Origin of the sequence: Streptomyces sp. NPDC047081, assembly GCF_040643775.1 — a bacterium.
GTDB lineage: Bacteria > Actinomycetota > Actinomycetes > Streptomycetales > Streptomycetaceae > Streptomyces.
Genome location: NZ_JBEYUY010000002.1, coordinates 437790 through 459440 on the forward strand (window position 1 = coordinate 437790; position 21651 = coordinate 459440).

The 21651-nt window shown below is 72.4% G+C and carries 20 protein-coding genes; 8 read left to right on the forward strand and 12 right to left on the reverse strand.

Annotated elements, in window-relative coordinates; genetic code table 11:
* Positions 1 to 5: 5 nt before the first annotated feature.
* Together ABZ848_RS05070 and ABZ848_RS05075 are read right to left on the reverse strand one after the other, a co-directional pair.
* The gene (locus tag ABZ848_RS05070) at positions 6 to 401 is read right to left on the reverse strand and encodes a cupin domain-containing protein (protein ID WP_360825452.1); all 396 of its coding nucleotides are present in this window, start codon (positions 399 to 401) and stop codon (positions 6 to 8) included.
* An 11-nt stretch (positions 402 to 412) separates the two neighbouring features.
* Positions 413 to 985: a TetR/AcrR family transcriptional regulator gene (locus tag ABZ848_RS05075; RefSeq protein WP_360825455.1), complete on the reverse strand. Its 573-nt coding sequence runs from the start codon at positions 983 to 985 to the stop codon at positions 413 to 415.
* 174 nt (positions 986 to 1159) lie between these two features.
* Here ABZ848_RS05075 and ABZ848_RS05080 point away from each other — a divergent pair, with 174 nt between their 5' ends.
* Genes ABZ848_RS05080 through ABZ848_RS05090 form a run of 3 tightly spaced genes read left to right on the forward strand, consistent with a single transcriptional unit; the run spans position 1160 to position 4757 of the window.
* On the forward strand, positions 1160 to 1453 hold the full coding sequence (locus ABZ848_RS05080) for an SHOCT domain-containing protein (RefSeq protein WP_360825457.1): 294 nt from the start codon (positions 1160 to 1162) through the stop codon (positions 1451 to 1453).
* Positions 1450 to 2199: an ABC transporter ATP-binding protein gene (locus tag ABZ848_RS05085; RefSeq protein WP_360825460.1), complete on the forward strand. Its 750-nt coding sequence runs from the start codon at positions 1450 to 1452 to the stop codon at positions 2197 to 2199. The genes ABZ848_RS05080 and ABZ848_RS05085 overlap by 4 nt, the downstream gene beginning before the upstream one ends.
* Entirely contained in the window at positions 2196 to 4757 is a 2562-nt protein-coding gene (locus tag ABZ848_RS05090) for an FtsX-like permease family protein (protein WP_360825463.1), read from the forward strand. Before ABZ848_RS05085 ends, ABZ848_RS05090 begins: the two co-directional genes overlap by 4 nt.
* 32 nt (positions 4758 to 4789) lie before the next feature.
* On the opposite strand, the gene ABZ848_RS05095 is transcribed toward ABZ848_RS05090, so the two are convergent.
* Together ABZ848_RS05095 and ABZ848_RS05100 are read right to left on the reverse strand one after the other, a co-directional pair.
* The gene (locus ABZ848_RS05095; RefSeq protein WP_360825466.1) at positions 4790 to 5320 is read right to left on the reverse strand and encodes an ATP-binding protein; all 531 of its coding nucleotides are present in this window, start codon (positions 5318 to 5320) and stop codon (positions 4790 to 4792) included.
* 227 nt (positions 5321 to 5547) lie between these two features.
* On the reverse strand, positions 5548 to 5871 hold the full coding sequence (locus tag ABZ848_RS05100) for a hypothetical protein (RefSeq protein WP_360825469.1): 324 nt from the start codon (positions 5869 to 5871) through the stop codon (positions 5548 to 5550).
* Between the two features lie 329 nt (positions 5872 to 6200).
* Between ABZ848_RS05100 and ABZ848_RS05105 the strand changes: the two genes are divergently transcribed.
* Entirely contained in the window at positions 6201 to 7325 is a 1125-nt protein-coding gene (locus tag ABZ848_RS05105) for a PLP-dependent cysteine synthase family protein (RefSeq protein WP_360825472.1), read from the forward strand.
* Between the two features lie 33 nt (positions 7326 to 7358).
* On the opposite strand, the gene ABZ848_RS05110 is transcribed toward ABZ848_RS05105, so the two are convergent.
* Complete coding sequence (locus ABZ848_RS05110; protein ID WP_360825475.1) at positions 7359 to 7841, reverse strand: SRPBCC family protein; 483 nt, start codon at positions 7839 to 7841, stop codon at positions 7359 to 7361.
* Between the two features lie 93 nt (positions 7842 to 7934).
* Positions 7935 to 8753 (reverse strand): DeoR/GlpR family DNA-binding transcription regulator, encoded by an 819-nt coding sequence (locus ABZ848_RS05115; RefSeq protein WP_360825478.1) that lies wholly within the window; start codon positions 8751 to 8753, stop codon positions 7935 to 7937.
* A 290-nt stretch (positions 8754 to 9043) separates the two neighbouring features.
* Here ABZ848_RS05115 and ABZ848_RS05120 point away from each other — a divergent pair, with 290 nt between their 5' ends.
* On the forward strand, positions 9044 to 11386 hold the full coding sequence (locus tag ABZ848_RS05120) for a hypothetical protein (RefSeq protein ID WP_360825481.1): 2343 nt from the start codon (positions 9044 to 9046) through the stop codon (positions 11384 to 11386).
* A gap of 13 nt (positions 11387 to 11399) precedes the next feature.
* Here ABZ848_RS05120 and ABZ848_RS05125 read toward each other — a convergent pair whose 3' ends face one another.
* From ABZ848_RS05125 to ABZ848_RS05140, 4 genes are all read right to left on the reverse strand, one after another.
* Positions 11400 to 13838 (reverse strand): right-handed parallel beta-helix repeat-containing protein, encoded by a 2439-nt coding sequence (locus ABZ848_RS05125; protein ID WP_360825484.1) that lies wholly within the window; start codon positions 13836 to 13838, stop codon positions 11400 to 11402.
* Between the two features lie 108 nt (positions 13839 to 13946).
* The gene (locus tag ABZ848_RS05130) at positions 13947 to 14552 is read right to left on the reverse strand and encodes a hypothetical protein (RefSeq protein ID WP_360825487.1); all 606 of its coding nucleotides are present in this window, start codon (positions 14550 to 14552) and stop codon (positions 13947 to 13949) included.
* A 211-nt stretch (positions 14553 to 14763) separates the two neighbouring features.
* Positions 14764 to 15591: an MOSC N-terminal beta barrel domain-containing protein gene (locus tag ABZ848_RS05135; RefSeq protein ID WP_360825490.1), complete on the reverse strand. Its 828-nt coding sequence runs from the start codon at positions 15589 to 15591 to the stop codon at positions 14764 to 14766.
* Positions 15592 to 15634: 43 nt separating this feature from the next.
* Positions 15635 to 16072 carry a DUF6643 family protein gene (locus tag ABZ848_RS05140; protein WP_360825493.1) on the reverse strand — a complete coding sequence of 146 codons (438 nt, stop codon included), beginning with the start codon at positions 16070 to 16072 and terminating at the stop codon, positions 15635 to 15637.
* A 299-nt stretch (positions 16073 to 16371) separates the two neighbouring features.
* Here ABZ848_RS05140 and ABZ848_RS05145 point away from each other — a divergent pair, with 299 nt between their 5' ends.
* Entirely contained in the window at positions 16372 to 17670 is a 1299-nt protein-coding gene (locus tag ABZ848_RS05145; RefSeq protein WP_360825825.1) for a TerD family protein, read from the forward strand.
* Between the two features lie 4 nt (positions 17671 to 17674).
* On the opposite strand, the gene ABZ848_RS05150 is transcribed toward ABZ848_RS05145, so the two are convergent.
* Positions 17675 to 18868 carry a glycosyltransferase gene (locus tag ABZ848_RS05150; RefSeq protein WP_360825828.1) on the reverse strand — a complete coding sequence of 398 codons (1194 nt, stop codon included), beginning with the start codon at positions 18866 to 18868 and terminating at the stop codon, positions 17675 to 17677.
* A gap of 39 nt (positions 18869 to 18907) precedes the next feature.
* Here ABZ848_RS05150 and ABZ848_RS05155 point away from each other — a divergent pair, with 39 nt between their 5' ends.
* Both ABZ848_RS05155 and ABZ848_RS05160 read left to right on the forward strand, forming a co-directional pair.
* Positions 18908 to 19693, forward strand: coding sequence for an aspartate/glutamate racemase family protein (locus tag ABZ848_RS05155; protein WP_360825495.1), 786 nt, complete (start codon positions 18908 to 18910; stop codon positions 19691 to 19693).
* 106 nt (positions 19694 to 19799) lie between these two features.
* Positions 19800 to 20345: a hypothetical protein gene (locus tag ABZ848_RS05160; protein ID WP_360825498.1), complete on the forward strand. Its 546-nt coding sequence runs from the start codon at positions 19800 to 19802 to the stop codon at positions 20343 to 20345.
* Between the two features lie 9 nt (positions 20346 to 20354).
* Here ABZ848_RS05160 and ABZ848_RS05165 read toward each other — a convergent pair whose 3' ends face one another.
* Entirely contained in the window at positions 20355 to 21422 is a 1068-nt protein-coding gene (locus ABZ848_RS05165; protein ID WP_360825501.1) for an O-antigen ligase family protein, read from the reverse strand.
* Positions 21423 to 21651: the final 229 nt, after the last annotated feature.

The window sequence follows — 21651 nt, forward strand, 5'->3', positions numbered from 1 at the left end:
CCTCCTCAGGCGGGGTAGTCCTCGGGGCCGACGTGCGCGTCCCACTCCGCGGTGCTGCCGTCCTCCGCGGCCTCGACGACCGCGAGATGGGTCATGAAGGTGCGCGGCCCGGCGCCGTGCCAGTGCCACTCGCCCGGCTCGATCCACACCGTGTCGCCCGCCCGGATCACCTCCGCGGGACCGCCCCTGCGCTGCACCAGCCCCTCGCCCTCCGTGACGTACAGCACCTGACCGTGCGGATGCCGGTGCCAGGCGGTGTGCGCGCCGGGCGCGAAGTGGACGTTGAACATGCGCAGCCTGGACGGGGCCGGGGGCGCGGCCACCTCGTCCAGCCACACCTGGCCGGTGAAGTTCTCCGCCGAGCCCTGGCGGGTGTCGGGGCGGTTCCTCGTGATGTGCATGTACGGGTCTCCTATCGCGGTGCGAGCAGGGAGAGCAGTCCTCGGACAGCGGTCTCGAAGGCGGCGGGGGAGCCGGAGGCACGCGCGAGGACATAGCCGCCCTGCACGGTCGCCAGGACGGCTGCGGCGATCTCCTCGCCGTCCAGCGAGGGCGCGAACTGGCCCTGCTCCTTGCCCTCTTCGACGATCCCTGCGATCAGCTCACGGATCGCGTCGAGCGTCTCGTCGACCGGCGCGCGCAGCTCGTCGCTCGCGACGACGTCCGGATCCATCGTCAGCCGCCCCACCGGGCAGCCGCGCAGCACATCGCGCTCGCGCAGCAGATACGCCTCGATCCGCTCGTACGGCGTCCCCGGCCCGCCCAGTACTCCCTCGGCGCCGGTCCGCAACTCCTCGGCCGTACGCCGGATCGCGGCCAGCGCGAGATCGGGCTTGCCCTTGAAGTGGTGGTACATGCTGCCCTGCCCGGCGCCCGCGCGCTCCAGGATCGCCTTGGGGCTGGTGCCCACGTACCCGCGCTCCCACAGCAGCTCACGGGTGGACTCGATGAGTCGGTCCGAAGTGCTCATGACGCCACTGTACATACTAGTAGTTACAGAAGTCGAGCCCTTAAGCCGAGCCCTTGAGGAGCAGCCCGAACGCCCCCGCCTACTCCCCGGGAGGTACGCGCACTGCCGCTGGCCGTACGACGACCCGGACCCCTCCCCGGCGCGAGTCTCGAGGCATCACCACCGGACCCACTCAGGAGATGACTCGACATGCAGACCCTCGCAGACTGGAACGGCGGCCCCGGCCCGTTGATCCTCTTCTTCCCGCTGATCTGGGCGGCCGTCGCGATCGGCGTCGCCACCGTGCTGCGCCGCACCGTCTGGCGCGGCCGGCGCGGACCCTGGCGTGCGATGGACGACCCGCGCCCGTCCGGGGACTCGCCCCTCGCCGTGCTCGGCCGCCGCTTCGCCTCCGGCGAGATCGACGAGGACGAGTACTGGCGCCGACTGTCCGTCCTGGACGAGCAGTTCGGCCGGAACGTGGGCAAGGGCGGTGCGGCATGACCGCCACGACCACCGTGCGCACGGCCGCGCGTGTCGTCGACGCCGTCAAGGTGTACGGGCGCGGCGACACCGAGGTGAGGGCCCTGGACGGGGTGAGCGTCGACTTCGCGGCCGGCCGCTTCACCGCGATCATGGGGCCCTCGGGCTCCGGCAAGTCCACCCTCATGCACTGCGCGGCCGGTCTCGACACCCTCACCGCGGGCGCCGCCCACATCGGCGACACCGAACTGGGCGCACTGGACGACCGCCGCCTCACCCTCCTGCGCCGCGACCGGGTCGGCTTCGTCTTCCAGGCCTTCAACCTGGTGCCGACCCTCACCGTCGCCGAGAACATCACGCTGCCCCTGGACCTCGCGGGCGGCAAGGGCGACCCGGAGTGGCTCGACGCCCTCATCGACGTCGTCGGCCTGCGCGACCGGCTCCACCACCGGCCCTCCGAGCTCTCCGGCGGTCAGCAGCAACGCGTCGCCGTGGCAAGGGCGTTCGCCGGGCGGCCGGACGTCGTCTTCGCCGACGAGCCCACCGGCAACCTCGACTCCCGCTCCGGCGAGGAGGTCCTCGGACTGCTCGGCCGCACCGTGCGCCAGACCTCCCGCACGGTCGTCATGGTCACCCACGACCCGGTGGCCGCCGCCCACGCCGACGAGGTCGTGTTCCTCGCCGACGGACGCCTGGTCGACCGGATGGAATCCCCGACCGCCGACAAGGTCCTGGACCGCATGAAAGCCTTCGAGGTGCCCTCATGAACGCCGCCGTACGCCTGAGCGTGTCCTCCCTGCGCGCCCACAAGCGCCGCTTCGCCGGTACGTTCCTCGCGGTCTTCCTCGGCGTGGCGTTCCTCGCCGGCACCCTCGTCATGGGCGACACCCTGCGCGCCAGCTTCGACACCATGTTCGGCAACGCGACCAGCGGCACCGACGCCGTGGTCCGCAGCGCGGACACCATCACCACGCCGGGCGAGAGCCAGGGCGTACGCCAGCCGGTCCCGACGACCCTCGCCGACACCCTCGCCGAGGTGCCGGGCGTGGCGGCCGCCGAGCCCGACATCGAGGGCGCGGGCCAGCTCGTCGGCAGGAACGGCAAGCCGATCGGCGGCCAGGGCCCGCCCACCCTCGCCGGCAACTGGATCACCGACCCCGAGCTCAACCCGTACCGGCTCGCCGAAGGCCGGGCCCCGCAGAAGTCCGGCGAGGTCGTCGTCAACCGGGGCGCCGCCAAGAAGGGCGGCCTCAAGCTCGGCGACACCACGACCCTGCGCACCCCCGACCCGGTCAAGGTAACGATCGTCGGCCTCGCGACCTTCGGCGGCGAGGACGGAATGGCCCAGGTGACCTTCACGGGCATGACCCGCGCCGACGCCGAGAAGTACCTCACGGCACGTCCAGGGGAGGCGGCGAGCATCAAGGTACGGGCGGGCCCCGGCGTCGGTGAGAAGGCTCTCGTCGACCGCCTGACTCCCGTCCTGCCCAAGGGAGTCGAGGCCATCACCGGCCAGGAGTCGGCCCAGGAGAACACCGACATGATCTCCAGTCAGTTCCTGAGCATCTTCACCACCCTCCTCCTGGTCTTCTCCGGCATCGCCCTCCTGGTCGCGACCTTCTCCATCCACAACACGTTCGCGATCGTCGTCGCCCAACGCACCCGCGAGAACGCCCTGTTGCGCGCCCTGGGCGCCTCCCGCCGCCAGGTCACCGCGACGACCCTCGTCGAGGCCACCGGCGTGGCCGTCACCGCCTCCGCGGCAGGCCTCGCGGGCGGCATCGGCATCGCGGCCGCACTGCAGGCGCTGTTCCCGGCGATCGGATTCCCGTTCCCCGACGGCAACTTGGTGATCAGCGCCCTGTCCATGGCCCTCCCGCTCGCCGTAGGCATCGCGGTCTGCCTCGGCTCGGCTCTCCTTCCCGCCGTACGAGCAGGCCGCACCGCCCCTCTCGCGGCCCTCCGTGAGACGGCCGTGGACACCTCGGCGGCCTCCCGCACCCGGGCCGTCACCGGCATGGGCATCGCGGCGCTCGCCGTGGCGGTGACCCTCAGCGGCGTCCTCGTCTCACCGTCCCTGTGGATGGCGGCACTTGGCGCCGTCCTGGCCCTGGTGGCGTTCGTGGTCCTCGGCCCGGTCGCCTCCACGACCGCGGTACGCATCCTCGGTGGCCCTCTGGACAAACTCCGGGGCGTCACCGGTGGCCTGGCCCGCCGCAACGCCCTGCGCAGCCCCAAGCGGACCGCTGCGACCGCGAGCGCCCTGATGATCGGTGTGGCGGTCGTGTCGCTCTTCACGGTCTTCGGAGCGTCCCTCAAGGCGACCATGGACCAGACGGTCTCCCGTTCCTTCGCGGGCGACGTCGCCGTGAGCACCCCGTCCTTCGGCGCGGGCGGAAGCGGCCTGAGCCCCCGCCTGGCAGGTGCCGTCCAGCGACTCCCCGAGGTCGACACAGCGGTGGGCCTCGGCCGCGGGGTGGCCGAAGTCGACGGCAAGGGAAGGGCGTTGACGGTGACCGATCCCATCGCCCTGGACCGCACCTTCGACCTCGGCAAGGTCGACGGCTCACTCCGCGACCTCGGCGCGGACGGCCTGGCCGTCACCCGCGCCGAAGCGCGGAAACAGCACCTCACCACCGGCTCGAAGGCCCGACTCGCCTTCACCGACGGCAAGAAGGAGACCTTCACGGTCCGCGCGGTCTACGGCCGGTCCGAACTCGCCGGCGACTACGTCATCACCCGCGCCGCCTGGGCCCCGCACCGCACCCAGGACGCCGACACCCTGGTCGCGGTCTCCTTCAAGGACGGCGTGGACACGGCCACGGGCAAGGCGGCGGTGCAGAAGGTCGCCGCGCAGTACGGCAACCCCGAGGTCCAGACCCGCGACGAGTACGCGCAGTCCTCGGCCGGCGGCATCGACATGATGCTCACCCTGATCTACGCGCTGCTCGCCCTCGCGGTCCTCATCGCGCTCCTCGGCATCGCCAACACCCTGACCCTGGCGATCCACGAACGCACCCGGGAACTGGGCCTGTTGCGCGCGGTGGGCCAGACCCGGCCCCAGCTGCGGGCCATGGTCCGCTGGGAGTCGATCCTGGTCGCGGCCTTCGGTACCGCGGGCGGCCTGGGCCTGGGCGCCTTCCTCGGCTGGGTTCTGGTCAAGGCCTCGGACGGCGCAAGCGACAGTGCCTTCGCCTTCGCCGTCCCGCCGCTGCAACTCCTGATCGTGGCACTGGTGGGCCTGACGGCAGGCGCCCTGGCGGGCCTGCGCCCGGCAAGGCGCGCGGCCCGTCTGGACGTACTGCGTGCGATCGCGACCGAATGACCCTTCACGAGCAGTGGACCGTCACCGCCCGATCAGCCAGCGACGGCCGATCGGGCGGGAGCATGGGCGGTCCTGTGGGCGTCGGCCCCGTGGTCGAGGTCCACGAAGCGGTGCGCGGGCTTCTCCGCCGTACGGCGCAGCGGCCGGGCCGGCGAGGCGGCGGCCGGTGAAGTCGTCGGCAGCGTGAACCACACGACCTTCCCCGACTCCCCGTCCGGCCGTACTCCCCAGCTCTCGCTGACCGCGGCGACCATGGCGAGCCCGCGGCCGCTGGTCGCGGAGGTCTCCACGTCCCGCACCTCGGGCAGGCGGGGGTCGTGGTCGTGCACAGAGACCGTGAGCCGGTCCAGCAGCAGCTCGATCTCCACGGTGCACATCTTGTCCGGTTGGGCGTGCCGGTGGACGTTGGTCAACAGCTCCGTCACACCGAGCGCCGCCCGGTCTATGAGGGGGTCCATATGCCAGTAGCGCAACTGCGCTGAAAGGATTCTGCGGACCTGGCCGATCCGCGACGGCAGGGCTTGGAGCTCCACCGTGCAGTGCCTGCTTGGGTGACTGGTCACGGCTGCGACTCCCCGACGTGAGGTCCGGAAGAACACGGAGTTCGGATCCAGCAGCGTGCCGGTCGGAATACGGCCGCCTGCTGTCGTGCCCGGCGGGCTGGTTCGCAGCGTTATCGCCGGTAAACCCAGAGTGACGTGAGACCAGCGTGACTCAGGGGGTGCGGCACCGCAACTCGCGATCGATCCCGTCCGCCCCCGCGCGCCCCGCCCCGCCGTCGGCGGCGCCCTCAGCCCCCGCGCCCCGCGGCCCTGCGCACGGCCTCGATGAACCGGCGCGCGGCCGGCGGCCCCGGCTCACCCGGCGCCGGATCGTGATCGCCCAGGGTCAGCGTGTAGCGCTTGCCGTTGAGGTCCGCCAGCGCCCGGTCCTCCGGGGCGAACCAGGGCTTCGACGCCCGCACCGCCTGCACCGGCGCACTGTCGATCTCGGTGCCGTAACTGGTGAGCAACGCAAGCCTGCCGTCGCTGATCCGGACCTGCCCGGCCCGGGTGAGCGATCGCAGCCGTTTCCCGATCCGCACGCCCGTGGCCGTGAACTCCGGCTCCGCCATGCCGCCCGCCCCCTCGTACGCGTCCGGTGCACCGGCCCGTACTCCCGCGTGGTCGCCGGCCGGCGCGTGTCGTGATCCAGTGTGCGCCCCCGTGTCGGTGCAGTCTGCCCGCACCCGGCGTCGAGCACCAGTACGCACGGCACCCGGAGCGCGGGCGCCCGGAGCACTCCGCGAATGCGCCCCCACGCCCTTCGGCACTCCGGCCCAAGGCCGCGCTTTGAGCCCCTCAAAGTGGTGTTTATGCAGGTGAGAAGCGTGTGGATGGTGTTTATGATCGGTGCGACGGCCGCGCCTTCCGACAGCTGCGGCCCATCGTGAGGAGCACCGCCGTGAGCACTTCCCAGCAGACCCCGACCGGCGTGACCCTCGACGTCGACCACACCGACGCCACCTACCGCGACTGGCTGAAAGAGGCCGTGCGCAAGGTCCAGGCCGACGCCAACCGCTCGGCCGACACCCACCTGCTGCGCTTCCCGCTCCCCGAGAAGTGGGGCATCGACCTGTACCTCAAGGACGAGTCGACCCACCCGACCGGCAGCCTCAAGCACCGCCTGGCCCGCTCGCTCTTCCTCTACGGCCTGTGCAATGGCTGGATCCGGCCGGGCCGCCCGGTGATCGAGGCGTCCAGCGGCTCGACGGCCGTCTCCGAGGCGTACTTCGCGAAGCTGATCGGCGTGCCCTTCATCGCCGTCATGCCGCGCACGACGAGCGCCGAGAAGTGCCGTCTCATCGAGTTCCACGGCGGACAGTGCCACTTCGTGGACGACTCACGGAAGATGTACGAGGAGTCGGCCCGCCTCGCGCTGGAGACCGGCGGCCACTACATGGACCAGTTCACCTACGCGGAACGGGCCACGGACTGGCGCGGGAACAACAACATCGCCGAATCCATCTTCCGCCAGCTGGAGTTGGAAAGGTTTCCGGAGCCCGCGTGGATCGTCGCCACGGCCGGCACCGGCGGCACCTCGGCGACCATCGCCCGCTACGTCCACTACACCCAGCGCGACACCCGCATCTGTGTGGCCGACCCGGACAACTCCTGTTTCTTCGAGGGCTGGACCACCGGCGATCCGGACGTCACCTGCGACTGCGGCTCCCGCATCGAGGGCATCGGCCGCCCCCGCATGGAACCGAGCTTCGTGCCCGGCGCGATCGACCGGATGATGAAGGTCCCCGACGCGGCGAGCGTGGCGGCCGTACGGGCCCTGGAACAGGCCATCGGCCGCAAGGCGGGCGGCTCGACCGGCACCGGGCTGTGGAGCGCGCTGAAGATCGTCGCCGAGATGGTGGCCGAGGGCCGGCAGGGGAGCGTGGTGACACTGCTGTGCGACCCGGGCGACCGCTACCTGGACAAGTACTACTCGGACACCTGGCTCACCGAGCAGGGCCTGGACATCGAGCCGTACTCGGCGGCGATCGACTCCCTTCTGGAGACGGGCATCTGGCCCTGCTGAGCCGCGGCCGGGGACCGCTGATCCGCGACGCCGCTACGGCTGCCTCTGCCGCGCCAGCCGCAGGTCCAGCGCGGTCACCGCGTCCCTGAAGGCCCGCCCGAGCCCCGCCCGTGCCGCCTTCACGGCGAGACGGAACGGTGCCGTCCCGTCGGCGGCGAACGTCCACTGCACGCGCGTGCCCGTCCCGGCCGGGATGAGCCGCCACTCCTCGGCGAGGGCGCGGGCGCCCGGCGCGTTGGTCTCGTCGACCCGGTAGGCGTAGACCTCGGCCTCCTTCGCCGCGATCACCGTCTCCACGAAGTGCCCGCCGCCCTTGAGCCGGACATCACGCCCGGCACCGTCGTCGACGGCCCGGGCGTGCCTCACCGCCGCGAACCACTCCGCCCAGCCGGGCACGTCGTCGTTGAGGGCGTGGAAGACCGCGTCAGGCGGCGCGGCGATCTCCCGTGCGAAGACCAGCCGTACGGGTGCGACGTCGATGAAGTCGAGGCCGACGGGACGCAGACGATGGGCCATGGACGTGAACCCCCTTGACGGAGAAGGGTGGTTGACCTGGGCAACGTCACGATAACTGGCGGACCGTCAGATGTCAGCACCGCCCGCGCGCGCTCAGTCCTCCGGCTCGCCCGCCACCATCAGCCGCCGCAGATGCTCCGAGATCTCCGCCCGCGCGTCCTTCGGCAGCCCGGCATCGGTCACCAGCGTGTCGACCTGCTCCAGCGCCGCGAACGAACTCAGGCCCACCACACCCCACTTGGTGTGGTCGGCGACCACCACGACCCGCCGCGCCGACTGCACCAGACGGCGGTTGGTCTCGGCCTCCGCGAGGTTCGGCGTGGACAGGCCGGCCTCGACCGATATCCCGTGCACACCCAGGAACAGCACGTCGAAGTGGAGCGCCGCGATCGCCTGGTCGGCCACCGGCCCCACCAGCGAGTCCGACGGCGTGCGCACCCCGCCCGTCAGCACCACGGTCGCCGCGCCCTGCCGGGGCCCGGAGGTGCGCTGCGCCGCGTGGAACACGTCGGCCACCCGCACCGAGTTGGTCACCACAGTCAGATCGGGCACGTCGACCAGCTGGTGCGCCAGCGCGTACGTCGTCGTACCGCCGGAGAGCGCGATCGCGGTGCCCGGCGCGACCAGCTGGGCCGCCGCGCGCGCGATGTCCTCCTTGGCCGTCAGCTCCAGGCCCGACTTGGCCTCGAAGCCCGGCTCGTGCGTGCTCGCCTCGACCACCGGCACCGCACCGCCGTGCACCTTCTCCAGCACACCCTGGCGCGCCAGCGCGTCCAGATCGCGGCGCACGGTCATGTCCGACACGCCGAGCTTGCGCGTCAGCTCGTTGACGCGGACCCCGCCCCGGCGCCGCACCTCGTCCAGGATCAGGGCGCGCCGCTGCTCCGCGAGGAGGTTCTGATTCTCACTCACGTACGCTCCGGTCCTTTCGCCTCAAGCAGTCCGACACACCCGTCGCACCCTCTCCGACAAGGAGATTCTCCCCCGGCCCCGGTGCGCGGACGTCCCATACTCGCACGGGTCGGAGCAGGTTACGCCACCGACGGTCACGCCGCGCTCATGTCACGTACACCTCATGCGTGCCTCGCAAGTCACACGTCTCGGGGAGATTCCGTGAGGAGAGGTGTACACCACCGCCCCGGCGGAGATCCTGTGCCCGCACGCACACAAGCAGAACAGGCGTCACGGGGGAAGTGCGAACAGTGGAACGTGCTCAGGAACGGGCCCGGGCCGACCGGCCCGCCGAGAGCCTCGACGGATCCGGAACCGCCCTGGAACTCCTGGTCCACGGCGTGGGCGGCACCACGCCCGAGGCGATGCTCAACGATCCGCGCACGGTGCGCGTCACCGGCGACGGGACGGCCGCCGTCTTCCGGCGCTGCGAGGACGTCGACGCGGAGTCCAGACCGCAGGACTACCAGGACAAGCCGGTGCAGGAGGCGTACGTCTGGTGCAACCTCACCTCCGGCAACAGCGCCCGCGCCCTGTGGCTCCTGCTGCTGCCGTTCATGGTCGTCAACCTCGCCCACTGGATGCGCCCCACCGCGCGTGGCCACAGCCGCACGGTCCGTTTCTACGGGCTGCTGGTACGGCTGATCGGGCTGACCCTGACAGTGCTGCTGGTCGCGGCCGCGTGTGAGGTCGCCCTCGACCTGGCGGCCTGGCAGTGCGAGGGCACGCACGCGTGCGCCGACCGCCACTCCTGGCTGGGCTTCCTCTCGCCCGAGATCTCCCAGGACGGCTGGTGGAGCCACCCCGGCCGCCGCCTCGCCGTCGCGGCCGTGGTGCCGACGGCCCTCACGACCCTGCTGTGGTACCTCTCCCGCCGCACCTGGAGCGCCTACGAGTCCCAGCGGCCCCTCTCCCACGAGCCCGAGCCCGACGAGGACACCGGCCGCACCTCCCTCGGCCGCCCCGGCTTCTGGTACGGCCGCCGCTTGGTCGCCCGGCTCCGCGCCGCCCACACCGCGGCCGGCTTCCTCACGGTCGCGGCAGCGGTCGCCTCCTCCGCGGCCCGCTTCGACCACCGGCCCGGCGGCCCCGCCGCACTCGACACGGTGAGCCGGCTCCTGTACGCGGCCCTCGCCGCGACCGCCGCCGTGGCCCTGTGGGTGGTCTGCCGCCGAGGACGCAGCGAGAACCACCTCGACCAGAAGCTCGACGAGCATCTCGTACGACGCCTGCCGCTCGCCGCCCTCGCCCTGCTGCTGTTCGCCGTCGTCTACGCCGGCTGGGAGCGCCCCGGGTGGGAGTCCTCCGGCCGGCTGGCCGGTGGCGGCACCACCTTCGGCGGCCTCGCCCTGATCCAGGGCCTCCTCGTGATCGTCCTTGCCGTGGTCGCCCGCCTGCTGCACCGCACGCATCCCGACCCGCGCGCGGCGATGCGCGGCCTGGCCGGACCCGCGGTCGCCATGCTGGCCTGCGCGCTGGGCGGAGTGATGTCCGGCGGGGTCTCCCAGCGGGTCTCCGACTGGCTGGACGGCACCGGGACCTCCATCGCCGGCCCGCCGGTCGTCCTGACCTGGCAGTCCTCGGTGATTCCCGTGCTGCTGCTCGCCCTGCTCGGGCTGTGCGCCCTGCTCGGACGCGGAGCCTGGCGGCTGCGGCGGACCGAGCTGGGCGAGGTGCAGCGTGACTACCCCGGCGAACCCGAGGACACCGCCCGCACGCGCGCCATCGCCACGACCCGTGCCCTGGCCACACTCACCGACCGCGCCCCGCTCCTCGTCGCCGTCACCTCCGCCACGACCCTGCTGCTGGGAGCCGGCGCCCTGGTCGGCGCGAGGTTCACCGAAGAGGCACCGGCCTCGGCCGCCGACCATGCGCACGCCCTCGTGCACGGCGCCGCGCAGACCGCGCAGGCCCTGGGCTCCTGGCTGATCGGCTTCGGCTTCATCCTCTTCGTCACCTGGGGCCGGCGCGCCTACAAGGACGCCTCCGCGCGGCGCACCATCGGCATCCTGTGGGACGTCGGCACCTTCTGGCCGCGCGCCGCCCACCCCTTCGCCCCGCCCTGCTACGCCGAGCGCGCGGTGCCCGACCTCAGCTGGCGGATGGCCACCTGGACCCGCTCCACCGGCGGCCGCCTGGTCATCTCCGGACACTCCCAGGGCAGCGTCCTGGCCGCCGCCGCGGCCTGGCAACTGAAGCCGTCCGTCCGCAAGCGGGTCGCCCTGCTCACCTACGGCTCACCCCTGGAGCGGCTCTACGGCCGCTGGTTCCCGGCCCACTTCGGCCCGGCCGCGCTCAGCTCGCTGCACCACGAGGTCGACTGCTGGCGCAACCTCTACCGCGCGACCGACCCCATCGGCGGCCCGATCCGCCTGCCCGGCGACTGCGGCCCCGAAGTGGACCGGGGCCCGCTGAAGGACCCGCTCGCCTACGGCCGCACCGCCCGGCACCCGCTCCCCGCGCCGATCCTCGGCCACTCCGACTACCAGGCCGACCCGGCCTTCGCCGAGGAACGCGAGCGACTGCTGGCCCGACTGCGCCCCGAGGTCCCGACGCCCCGCCTCGACGGGGAGGCGGAGAGATCCCCGGCCTGACGTGGAGCACATGTCAGGGGACGTCAGGCAGATCTTCGGCGTACAGCAGGGTCAGGTCGTCCGTGCTGGGCTCGTCGACCTGGGCGACCCGGCTCGCGTGCCGCTCCACCATCGCCTCGAAGGTCTGGCGGGCGGTACGGCCATTGCCGAACGCCGGGCCCTTCGGCATCGCGGTGAAGTACTTCAGCAACGCGTCCGCCGTGCCCTGGGCCAGCCGGTACTCGTGCTCGTCGGCCTGCTGCTCGACGATCCGCAGAAGCTCGTCCGGGTTGTAGTCGCTGAAGGTGATGGTCCGTGAGAACCGGGACGCCACACCGGGGTTGACCGAAAGGAACCGTTCCATCTCGGCCGTGTAGCCCGCGACGATCACCACCACCGCGTCCCGGTGGTCCTCCATCAGCTTCACCAGCGTGTCGATGGCCTCCTTGCCGAAGTCCCGGCCCGAGTCCTCCGGCGACAGCGCGTACGCCTCGTCGATGAACAGCACCCCGCCGCGCGCCCTGTCGAAGGCCTCCTGGGTGCGGATCGCCGTCGAGCCGATGTGCTCCCCGACCAGGTCGACACGGGACACCTCGACGAGATGGCCCTTCTCCAGGACCCCGAGGGAGGCGAGGATCTCGCCGTAGAGACGGGCCACAGTGGTCTTGCCGGTGCCGGGGGAGCCGGTGAAGACCAGGTGCCGCTTGACCGAGGCCGCCTTCAGGCCCGCCTGCTGGCGGCGCCGGCCCACCTCGATCATGTCGGTGAGGGCCCGCACCTCGCGCTTGACGCTCTCCAGGCCGACCAGCGCGTCCAGTTCGCCGAGCACGGCCTTCGAGGTGCGCGCCGGCTGCTCCGGCCCGGCCGGGGCGACGAGGGGCTCCTGCTCCGTGGTGCGCTGGCCGGGGATCGCGCCCAGCAGGCCGGGGGGCTGGCTCGACGTCTGCACGGCGGTCTCCCGGGCCTCCGGCGGCCGTACGCCACCGCTCTCGTCGCTCGTGCAGTCCTCGACGACGGGACCCGTGCCGGGCGCGGTGTCCGGGCCGGCCTCCGCGAACTCGTACCCCCCGCGCGCGCACCGCTCCGTACGGCACTTCCTGAGCGTCGTACGGCAGCCGTCGATCACATGGAAGCCGTAGCCGCCGCTCCCGGACACCCGGCAGTTCTGGAAGGTGCCCCGGCCGCCCGCCGACACGTAGAAGCCGGCTTCGGCGGGGGAGTCGACCGTGCACCGCTCGATGGTGGGGTCGGCGCCCTTGGTGACGATCACGCCGGTCTGGGTGCCGTCCACCGTGCAGTTGTTGAGGGTGCCGCCGCTGCCGTGGTCCCGGAACCAGGCGCCCGTCGCCGCGTCCCGGATGCGGCAGTCGTCGAGCTGGGCCGTGGCCCCGTCGCTCACCGACACCGCCGTGTTGCGCACCTGGGTCAGATCGCTGTCGACGACGTCCGCGCGCGAACCGCGGTCCAGCACGAACAGGGCGTCCGGCACGTCGTGCACCCGGCAGGAGTCCAGTACGACGGTCGCGCCGTCGCTGACCCACACCGCCGGATAGTCGCCGGTGCTGTCGAAGATCTCGCACTGGTTCGCGTCCACGCGCGTGCCCGGATCCCACACCGACAGGCCGTTGCGCCCGAACTGACGCACCGTCGTGCGGGTCAGCGTGAGCACCGAGCGGGAACGCAGATCGACCGCGTTCTCCGGGATGTCGTGGATACGGCAGTCCGCGAGCGTCAGCACCGCGTCCGTGTCGAGCGTGACACCGTCCGCCGTGGTGCGGTGCACATCGCAGTCCGTGAGGTGCGCGGTGGCCCGGCCGGTCACCTGGACGCCACTGCCCCGCACCTCGTAGACCTCGCAACCCACCGCCTCCAGCGCCGAGTTCTCCCCGGTCGCCGTCAGTCCCGAACCCGAGGCGTGGTGGATGCGGCAGCGCTCCAGACGCGGATGTGCCCCGCCGCGGACCGCGACACCGGACTGTCCGGCGGCGACGACCTCGCACTCCTCGAACACCCCGCCCCCGCCGTCGAGTACGGCGATCCCGACGCCCGCCGGATTGTCGACGGTGCACCGGCGCACGGTCGGCCGCGCACCGCCGCGCACCTCGATCCCGGCCGCCGACCGCGTCACGATCCGCACGTCGAGCAGCTCCGGAGTGCCCTCCTCGACCAGCAGCGCGGGTGCGGCCGCGTCCTGGCCCTCCACATGCAGGTCCTGCACCACCGCGGAGGCCCGCACCGTCAGCGGCACCCCGTCCAGGGGCGCGATGCGCACCGAACCGGGGGAACCCTCGGGGCCGCGCAGCGTCACCGACCGCTGGAGCACGAGGTTCTCCCGGTAGGTGCCGGGAGCGACGGTGAGCACGTCGCCGTCGGCCGCGGCCTCCAGGGCTGCGGCGAGTGACGTGTACTCACCCGTGCGGCGGCGCCACCTCGATGTGCCGGTGTGCGTCACCTGGACCGTGCCCTGTGCCATGGCGCTGCTGTGCCCCCACCTCGTAGTACGCGGGTTTGTCGCCGAATGCCTCGGCCGGTCCACCGTAGCGTGCGCGCAGGTGGTGGGATGACCAGAGTCCGAAGGCCGTCAGCTGCCGGTGCCGGTCCGCCCCCAGTCCGGGCCCGCCTTGTCCCAGGCCTGGTCCCAACGGGCGTACCTGCGGCGGACCATGCGCCAGACGATCATCCGCCGGGTGCCCTCGACGAAGCCCGCCGTGAGCATCGCCGCGCCGAAGCCGGCGAGCACCGCGTGTGTCGTCGCCGTCGCGGAGTCCAGCGGGCGGGCCACTATTCGGCCGTGCCCGTCCGTCCATATCCGGAAGTGGTCGCCGCTGTGCGGGGACCTGAGGTCGGCGAGGGCCGCGCCGTGCTGGTGCGTGCCGTCCGGTGCGGTCCAGTCGGCGAGGACCCGGCTGCGCAGGTCTCTCGACGAGGAGGTCTCGGGGTCGGTGTCCAGCGGGGAGCGGTTCAGCTTGCGCACCACGGTGGCCGTCACCTGGTGGCGGGCGGCGCGCTGGTCCCGTACCGACTGCTGCAGGGCGTCTTCGGCGACGCCGCCGACGAGGGAGCCGATCACGGGCGCGGCGACGAGGATGAGCACCAGGGCCACCAGGGCCACCCAGGCCTCGACCAGATCGCTCCTGCGGCGCAGCGGATTGTGCCGCCAGCGCCAGAGTCCGCCGATTGTTCGCACCGTCCCGCACCCCCTTCCCGCTCCGTGATAACCCCACCCGGAGTCGTTCACGTGCGGGCCCGGTCAAAGAGAGAGCGAAATCACCTCAGACCGGGGCCTCTCATGAACTTCTCACGTAAGCCCAACGCGCGGGCCCCCGGCGCTGGTTCCCACCGAGCCGATCTTGCCGGGATCTTGTCCGAATCCGTCCGGCTGACCGCGGTGAAGCCGCTCAGTCCAGGATCGTCACGGAGTCCCCGACCCGGATCGTGCCGCGGTTCAGGGGCACCAGGTTCTGGCCGAAGACCAGCTTGCCGCCGATGCGGCGGTGCCGCCCCAGCGAGTACAGGGGCTCCTTGCCCCGGACGGCGGTGCCCTGGTCGGTGGTCGTCACCACGCACCGCCCGCAGCTCTTCGCGACCCGGAAGGTCACATCACCGATCGCGATGCGGGACCAGTCGTCCTCGGCCCAGGCGTCCGCGCCGGACACGACCACGTTGGGCCGGAACCGGTTCATCGGCAGCGGACCGTCGGCCGCCTGGTCGCCCTGCGCGATCAGGGAGTTGAGGGCGTCGAGGGAGCCCGTGCTGGTGACCAGCAGCGGATAGCCGTCGGCGAAGGACACCGTCTCGCCCGGCCGCCCGTACTCCGGGTCGACGGGGCGGCGGGTGGCCGGATCGTCCATGTGTACGAGGCGGGTGCCGGCGCCGAGATACTCGCTGCACCAGACGTGCGCGGCCTCGTCCTCCGCGAGGACGCCCTCGACCTTGTCCCCGAAGATCTGCACCGGCACCGTGCCCAGCGGCCGCGGAACGGTCACGCTCAGCGAGTCCATACCGGGCGCGGACAGCCGGACGCCGCCACCGGGCAGGAGCTCGGCGGCGGCCAGCGCGAGACGCGGCTGCTGACGTTGTGTGACGACCTTTCCCCCGTCGTCGATCAGCACCCAGCGCCGGTCTCCGGCCAGCCCCCAGGGCTCCACCACGGCTTCCCGGAGCGAGAGGCCCCGGAACGCCTTGACCGGATGAATGTGGATCGATTGCAGCAGTTGGCTCCCCATACGGCCATGGTGCCAGGCCGCACGGACAACCGGGCGGGAGCGCTCAGTAGCCGCGGTACTGCTGCTGGTTGTACGGATCCTGATAGGGGGCGGCCGGGCCGGGGCGCGGCGCCGCGGGGCGCATCGCCTCGTAACCCGTGCCGGCGGCCATGGGCCGTTGCGGCTGAGGCTGCTGCGGACCCGGGTAACCGCGCGGCGCGGTGGCCTGCTGCGGGATGTACGCGGCGGGCGCCTGCTGCAGCGGAGAGGGCTGCTGCGCCTGCGGGTAGCCGCCGTAGGAGGGCTGGGAGGGGCCCGCCGGGAGGGCGGGCAGAGCCGACGGCAGCGCGGGCAGGTTGCTGCCAGGCATGTCGTAGGCGGCGGGGACCCGGATCGGGGCGATCTGCGGGGTGCCCCGCTCGGCGACGAGCCTGTCGTAGATCGGGGTGTCCGGGAAGGCGGAGTAGTAGCCACCGCCATAAGTGGAGCGGGGGGAGGTCATGGCACATAAGTTAAGCCCACGATGTGCTGGTTGGGGAGACCGATAAGAGGGTTGTTTTCCGTGTCGGCAGTGACGCGGGATCCCCAATGCGAGCGAACTCGGCAAAATAGGGCGGCGATCCACCCCAGGATCCTGTAAACGCCGAGTTCCGGGAGGGTTACCGACGGGTCGGCCCACCGTCCCGCTGTGCCCTTCATGGGAGTTCGCTGTCCCGGGGAATAGGTTGTGCGAGTAAGCATGCAGAAGGGCCGCAGGGACGCGGACTGGCACGGAGACTCCTGATGGGGGCGGACATGTCAATGTCGAAAGGGTCGAATACTCCGGTGCCGACCACGGCACTGCGGGTCGAATTGGGCTGGCGCTCCGGACCGGGCGTGCCCGACGCGGACGCCTCGGCCCTGCTACTGGTGGGCGGCAAGGTCCGCTCCGACGCCGACTTCGTCTTCTACAACCAGCCCGTCCACTCCTCCGGCGCGGTCCGGCACGAGGGCAAGCGGCACGACGGCGGCCGCACCGTGGACACGCTCGTCGTCGACCTCGCGCGCGTGGAACCCGCGATCGAGACCGTAGTCCTCGCCGCCTCCGCGGACGGCGGGACGTTCGGACAGGTCCCCGACCTCTACATCGAGGTCCGTGACGCCGCCCAGAACACCGTGGCCGCCCGCTTCGACAGCACGGGCGCAAGCGTGGAAACCGCTTTCGTGCTGGGCGAGTTCTACCGGCGGCAGGGCGCCTGGAAGTTCCGCGCGGTCGGCCAGGGCTACAGCAGCGGCCTCGAAGGACTGGCCACGGACTTCGGCATCACGGTGGACGAACCGCAGCACACCGCCCCGGCGCAGCCGACGGCTCCGCAGCCGCAGGCGGCTCCTCCGGTGATGACGCCGCCGCCCGCCGCCCCGCCCGTGACGATGCCTCCGCCGTCCGGGCCCCCCGTCCCCATGCCGCCTCCCACCGCACCGGTTCGGCTGACCAAGGTGACGCTCACCAAGGCGGCCCCCGCGGTCTCCCTCACCAAGCAGGGCGGCACCTCGGGCGCCATGCGCGTCAACCTCAACTGGGAGGTGCGCAAGCAGTTCTCGGGCTGGGGCAGCAAGCGCGGCCGCGCGGTCGCCATGCACAACGACCTCGACCTGGACCTGTGCGCCCTGTTCGAACTCAGTGACGGCAGCAAGGGCGTCATCCAGGCCCTCGGCAACGCCTTCGGCTCGCTGCAGCGCCCCCCGTACATCCACCTCGACGGCGACGACCGCACCGGCGCCGTCGCGAGCGGCGAGAACCTCACCATCAACCTTGACCACAAGCAGGACTTCCGGCGGATCCTCGTCTTCGTGACCATCTACGAGGGCGCGCGCTCCTTCGCCGACCTGCACGCCACGGTCACCCTGCAGCCGCAGTTCGGCGCGGCCATCGACTTCTCGCTCGACGAGTGCACGGTCCCCTCCACCGTCTGCGCCCTGGCCCTGATCACCAACACCGGCAACGACCTCGTCGTACAGCGCGAGGTCCGCTACCTCGTCCCCGAACGCGGGGTGAGCCCGCAGCGGACCATCGACCACGCCTACGGCTGGGGCATGAACTGGACGCCCGGCCGCAAGTGAGCGGTCACCCCTCGTCGGGCATGGCGTCCGGGCGCGCGTAGGTGCGGCCCTTCCAGGCCGCACCGCGCCCCCGGTAGTGCTGCACCGCCGAGTCGACCGTCATGAGGAGATAGAGGACCGCGGTGAACGGCAGCAGCGGAGCGAGCCACAGCGGCTGCCGGTAGTAGCGGAGCATCGGGACGTACGTCCCCGTCATCACCAGCCACGCGAGCCCGCCGAGCACCGCGGCCGCCGGGCTGCCGGCCGCGAGCCCCGCCACCAGGGACACAGGCGGCACCAGATACACGAGCAGCAGCCCGAGCACCGTCCCGAGCAGCAGCAGCGGGTTGTGCCGCAACTGGGCGTACGCGCTGCGCGACACCATGCGCCACAGGTCGTGCAGCCGCGGATACGGCCGCACGCTGTCCACCTTCTCGGCGAGCCCGAGCCAGACGTGGCCGCCGCCGCCCTTGACCGCACGGGCCAGCGCAACGTCGTCGATGACGGCGTGCCGGATCGCGTCCGGGATCCGCACCCGCTCGGCGGTCTCCGCACGCAGCAGGACGCAGCCGCCCGCCGCGGCGGCCGTCCGCGACCCCTTCCTGCCGATCCGGCGGAACGGGTAGAGCTGGGCGAAGAAGTACACAAAGGCCGGTACGACGAGCCGCTCCCACAGGCTCTCCACCCGCAGCCGGGCCATCTGCGAGACGACGTCGAAGCCCCCGGCGCGCGCCGCCGCGACCAACTCCCGCAGGCTGTCCGGCTCGTGCGCGATGTCCGCGTCCGTCAGCAGCAGATACTCCGGCCCACGCGCGCGTGCCAGACCGATCCCGTGCCGTACGGCCCACAGCTTGCCGGTCCAGCCGGCGGGCGGTTCGCCGGGGGAGACGACGGTGAGCGGCAGCCCGCCCCGCTCGCGGCGCAGTTCACGGGCCAGCTCCCCGGTGCCGTCCGAGCTGCCGTCGTCGACCAGGAAGATCTCCGCCCGCCCCGGGTAGTCCTGCGCGAGGAGGGACGGCAGGCTCGAGGGCAGTACGGCGGCTTCGTCACGCGCGGGCACGACGACGCACACCGGGGGCCAGTCGCCGGGATCCACGCGCCCCGGAAGTCTCACGTCCGTGCGCCAGAAGTAGCCCTGACACAGCAGCAGCCACAGCCAGGCGGCGAGAGATACGGCGGCGGTCCACACGATGGCGCTCACTCGCGCAGTGTCCCCCACGGGACCGGCCCGCAAGGGCCCATCGTCTATCGTGGCCGGGTGAAGATCGCGCTCATGGACTCGGGAATCGGCTTGCTGGCGGCCACGGCCGCGGTACGGCGGCTGCGGCCCGACGCAGATCTCGTACTCTCCCTGGACCCGGACGGCATGCCCTGGGGACCCAGGACTCCCGAGGACCTCACCGCGCGCGCCCTGGCCGTCGCCGAGGCCGCCGCCGCGCACGGCCCCCAGGCGCTGATCGTCGGCTGCAACACCGCCACCGTGCACGCCCTGCCCACCCTGCGCGCCCGCCTGGAGCCGGAGCTGCCCGTCATCGGCACGGTCCCGGCGATCAAGCCCGCCGCGGCGGGCGGCGGCCCCCTGGCGATCTGGGCCACTCCCGCCACCACCGGCAGCGCCTACCAGCGCAACCTGATCGCGGAGTTCGCCGACGGAGTGACGGTCACCGAGGTGCCCTGTCACGGACTCGCCGAGGCCGTGGAGCACGCCGACGAGGCCGCCATCGACGCCGCCGTCGCCGCGGCCGCCGCGCTGACGCCCGACGATGTAACGACCGTCGTCCTGGGCTGCACCCATTACGAGCTCGTCGCCGAGCGCATCCGCACCGCCGTGCAGCAGCCCGGCGCGTCGCCGCTCGTCCTGCACGGGTCCGCGGGCGCGGTGGCCGCCCAGGCCCTGCGCCGGCTCGGCGCACAGCCCGCCTCCGACGCTCCGGCCACCGGCACGCTGACCGTGCTGCTGAGCGGACGCGAGGGGGGACTCCCGGCGGCTGCGCTGGCGTACGAGGAAGGCAGGCTTCTGCGGGCGGTCAGCCCCGCCCGGTGATCGAAGGCCACAAAACGGACGTCACGGCTCCGCCGGTTCCCCGGTCGGCGGAGTCACTCTGCGCGACCCGGTCCCTCCGCAGCGAAACCTGAGTAACCTCAAGGGTATGAGGGACCACCCCCACGGCGACAACGCCAAGCACCCCGAGATCTGGACCGGCCGCGCGACGAACCGGGCCCAGTGGCTGCTGGCGCTCGGCGGGGCCGCCTTCATGGCGCTCGGCATCGAGCTCGCCGTCGACTCGGCGTGGGGCTCCGGGGTCGCCCCGCTCGTCATGTCCGTCGTGGGCTGCATCGCGGCCGGGCTGCTGGTCCTGTTCGGCACGCTGGCCTTCGTGCACGTCGATCTGAAGCTCGACCGGGACTCCGTCGAGGTGCGCTGCGGCCACATCGGCGTGCCGCGCCGCCGTATCCCCCTCGACCATGTCGCCGGCGCCGAGTTCGCCCCGCACGTCACACCCCGGCAGTGGGGCGGCTGGGGCTACCGCTGGCGGCCCGAGAAGGGCACCGCGGTCGTCGTACGCCGTGGTGAGGGTGTGGTCCTGCGGCTGTGGGACGGCCACACGTTCACGATCACCGTGGACAACGCGGAGGCCGCGGTACGGGTCATCCGGGACCGGCTGCGGCCGGGCTCGCCCGGCGCGGCGCTCTGACCGACGCCCTCAGGGAGTCAAGCGGTCACCACGCGCGCGTACGTCCGCTTTCTGGTGCGGTGTGTCGTCGGCGAACGGCCGGGCGGTGGCCATGCCCGCCAGGAGTCCCGCGCCGACCGACACGGCGGTGAAGCTCAGCGCGTTGCCAACCGCCGCGATCCCCGCCAGCGCCGTGAGGGCCGCCCCCGCCGTGAGCACGACCGGCGTGGGCCGCGGTGAGCGCCACAGCGTGTACAGCAGCCAGCAGAAGGCCGCCCCCAGCAGGACCACACCGACGATCCCTTGTTCCGCCGCCTGCTGCAGGAGCGCCGAATGCGGCTTGCCGTCCGAGAGGAGCGTGCGGGTCGCCGTCGTGCTCAGCTCCCCGAAGCGCTCCGGACCGACGCCCAGGGCGGCGTTGTGGTGAGCGAGATGCAGCGCGTCCTGCCACAGGTCGATGCGGTGCTGGGTGAACGGGCCCTCCAATGAGGCGGTGAGCCCGGCGGGCAGGCGGTCGGCCGCGATCGCCCACGTGAGGCCCGCCATCACGGCCGCGGCGACGGCCAGGCCGGCCAGACCCAGGCCGCGGCGGTCCATCCGGCCTGCGGCGAGCGAGCACAGCAGCACGGCGGTGCAGCTGACGAAGCCGCTGGTAGAGCCGAGCAGGGCCGCGCTCACCGTGATCGCGACGGCCAGCGCGCCAAGGCCGAACCGCAGGACAGCCCGCTCCGCGGCCCAGGCCGCGCAGCCCGCGGCGCCGACGCACAGGGTCAGCAGGGCGGCCGTGGCACCGGCGTGCCCCAGCGGCGCCACGATCTGCGGTCCCGGCGCGAGATGCGGCACCGCCACCATCAGCCCGAGCCCGGCCAGCGCCCCGGCGCAGGGTGCGGCGACCGGCAGGAGCGCGCCGCAGATCCGCCCGGCGGCATAGCCGGCCGCCACGGCCAGCACCGCGAGCAGCACGCCCTCCGGACGGCCCTCGTGCACCGTCGCCGTGATGAGAGACCAGGTGGCGCAGGCGCCCAGCACCACCACACCCGTGATGTCCGAAACGTTTCGTCTCTCGCAGTCCTCCCCAGGACCGGCGTCAGACGTCATCCGCGTGGAACCCACCCCGCCCCCCGAACCCGACCGAAGCCCCCCGACCTCGCACGACCCGGTCGTCAGAGCCGGAAACCGGCCGGACGACTGTGGCTGGGCACACCGTAACGGTTGAGGGACGTTTTGTGGATGAGTTGTGTCCAGTTACGCAGGAATGATGTGCCGGCTGGGCCCTGCGGCGGCCCCGTGCTGCCATCCGGACCGAGCTGTCGGCGCCAAGGTCACC